At 61.5% G+C, this 2,922-nt stretch carries 2 protein-coding genes; both read right to left on the bottom strand.

All coding sequences use genetic code 11. The features are described from left to right. On the bottom strand, positions 1–86 hold an 86-nt coding region (locus QZ213_RS26795; protein ID WP_291689066.1), incomplete at its 3' end, for a 4Fe-4S binding protein. Continuing rightward, the coding region (locus QZ213_RS26790; protein WP_291689065.1) for a nitrate reductase subunit alpha at positions 83–2,922 on the bottom strand (2,840 nt) is incomplete at its 5' end. The genes QZ213_RS26795 and QZ213_RS26790, both read right to left, overlap by 4 nt.

Genomic DNA, 2,922 nt, shown 5'->3' with positions numbered 1-2,922 from the left:
ACGTTCTTGCAGGTGACGCTGCAGGTGTGACACCCGATGCACTTGTCGAGGTTCAGCACCATTGCGATTTGAGCGCGGATTTTCATTCTGCGGCCTCCAGGCGGGGGGTGCCGGGCTGATCGGCGGTAGGGGTATCGAGCCAATCAATCTTCGACATCTTGCGAATGATGACGAATTCGTCGCGGTTGGAGCCAACCGTGCCGTAATAATTGAAGCCGTAGGATTGCTGCGCGTAACCGCCGATCATGTGCGTCGGCTTGAGCACGACCCGGGTGACGGAGTTGTGAATACCGCCGCGCTGGCCGGTCTGCTCGGAGCCCGGCACGTTCACGATCTTCTCCTGTGCATGATACATCATGCACATGCCCTGCTTGACACGCTGGGAGACCACCGCGCGCGCCACCAGCGCGCCGTTGGTGTTGAAGGCCTCGACCCAGTCGTTGTCGACGATGCCGGCGCCCTTGGCGTCGGTCTCGCTGATCCAGACGCACGGCCCGCCACGCGACAGCGTCAGCATCAGAAGATTGTCGGTATAGGTGGAATGGATGCCCCATTTCTGGTGCGGCGTGATGAAGTTCAGCACCACCGAGGCATTGCCGTTCGGCTTGCGATCGATCACCGGCTTGATCGTCTTGGTGTCGATCGGCGGCCGGTAGACGCAGAAGCCCTCGCCGAAGGCGCGCATCCACAGATGATCCTGATAGAGCTGCTGACGGCCGGTCAGCGTTCGCCACGGGATCAGTTCGTGGACGTTGGTATAGCAGGCATTGTAGCAGACCTTCTCCGATTCCAATCCCGACCAGATCGGCGAGGAGATGATCTTGCGCGGCTGCGCCACGATATCGCGGAAGCGGATCTTCTCGTCTTCCTTGGGGATCGCCAGATGGGTGTGGCTCCGCCCCGTGAAGCCTTCGAGCGAGGCCCAGGCCTTGACCGCGACTTCGCCGTTGGTTTCCGGCGCGAGGCTGAGGATGACCTCGCAGGCGTCGATTGCGGTGTCGATACGGGCCAGCCCTTTGCTGGCGCCCTCCTCGAGCACGGTGCCGTTGAGCTTCTTGAGCAGATCGACTTCATGGTCGGTGTTCCAGCTCATGCCCTTGCCGCCATTGCCGAGCTTGTTCATCAGCGGCCCAAGCGAAGTGAAGCGCTTGTAGAGGTTCGGATAGTCGCGCTCGACCACGGTGACCGCCGGCATGGTCTTGCCGGGGATCGGATCGATCTCGCCCTTCTTCCAGTCCTTGACGTCGAAGGGCTGGGCGATCTCGCCGGGGCTGTCGTGCATGATCGGGGTGAGAACAACATCCTTTTCCACCCCAAGCACCTCCGGTGAAACCTTCGAGAAGGCTTCCGCGATGCCCTTGTAAATGTCCCAGTCGCTGCGCGATTCCCAGACCGGATCGATCGCCGCCGACAGCGGATGGATGAACGGATGCATGTCGGAGGTGTTGAGGTCGTTCTTTTCGTACCAGGTCGCGGTCGGCAGCACGATGTCGGAATACATGCAGGTCGTCGACATCCGGAAGTCGAGCGTGACCAGCAAGTCGAGCTTTCCTTCCGGCGCCCGGTCGTGCCACTTGACCTCCATCGGCTTCTTCTTGCCGTCCTCGCCGAGGTCCTTGCCCATCACGCCGTGCTTGGTGCCGAGCAGATGTTTCAGGAAATATTCGTGACCTTTGCCGGACGCGCCCAGGAGATTTGAGCGCCAGACGAACAGGTTGCGCGGCCAGTTCTGGGGATTGTCGGGATCGTCGCAGGATAGCTTCAGGTCGCCAGACTTCAGGGCTTTTGCGACATAGTCCTTCGGCTCCAGACCGGCCGCGGCGGCACGTTTGGAAACTTCGAGAGGATTGGATTGCAGCTGCGGCGCGGAAGGCAACCAGCCCATCCGCTCGGCGCGCGCGTTGTAGTCGATCAGTGCGCCATCCCACGGGCCGGCCGGCGCCGTCGGCGACAGGATTTCCTTGATGTCGAGCGTCTCATAGCGCCACTGATCGGTGTGGGCATAAAACGCCGAGGTCGAATTCATCTGCCGAGGCGGACGTCCCCAGTCGAGGCCGAAGGCCAGCGGCGTCCAGCCGGACTGCGGCCGCAGTTTTTCCTGACCGACATAATGCGACCAGCCGCCGCCGGATTGTCCGACGCAGCCGCACATCACCAGCATGTTGATGATGCCGCGGTAGTTCATGTCCATGTGGTACCAGTGGTTCAACCCGGCGCCGACGATGACCATGGAACGGCCGCCGGTCTTCTCGGCATTGAGCGCGAATTCGCGCGCCACCGTGATGATCTGGTCGCGCGGCACGCCGCTGATCTTTTCCGCCCAGGCCGGCGTATAGGGCTCGACGTCGTCGTAGCTCTTGCCGAGATGTTCGTCGCCAAAGCCGCGGTCGACGCCGTAATTGGCGACGAAGAGATCATAGACGGACGCCACCAGCGCCTCGCCATCCCTGAGCGCGATGCGCTTGGCCGGCACCTTGCGCATGAGAACGTCCGGATGGTCGGTGCCCTTGAAATGGTCGTGCTCGCGATTGCCGAAATACGGGAATCCGACGTCGGCGAGTTCGTCTTTGACATCGGCGAGCGAAAGCCGAAGTTTCGTTTCGCGGCTCCTGGAATCCCGCTCTTCGAGATTCCATTTGCCCTTCTCGCCCCAGCGGAAACCGACGGAGCCGTTCGGCACCACGATCTCGCCGGTCGCCTCGTCATAGGCCACCGTTTTCCACTCGGGATTGTTGGCCTCGTCGAGCGAAGTGGCGAAATCCGAGGCGCGCACGAACCGCTCGGGCACGAGCCGTCCCCCGGATTTCACCAGACGCACCAGAAATGGCATATCCGTATACTGGCGCGCGTAATCGTTGAAATATTTGGTCTGACGATCGACGTGGAATTCCTTCAGGATCACATGGCCCATCGCCATCGCCA

Source organism: Bradyrhizobium sp. (genome assembly GCF_017881085.1).
Classification (GTDB): domain Bacteria; phylum Pseudomonadota; class Alphaproteobacteria; order Rhizobiales; family Xanthobacteraceae; genus Bradyrhizobium.
Note: the sequence above shows the minus strand (reverse complement) of the source record. Positions and strands in the feature narration are given on the sequence as shown.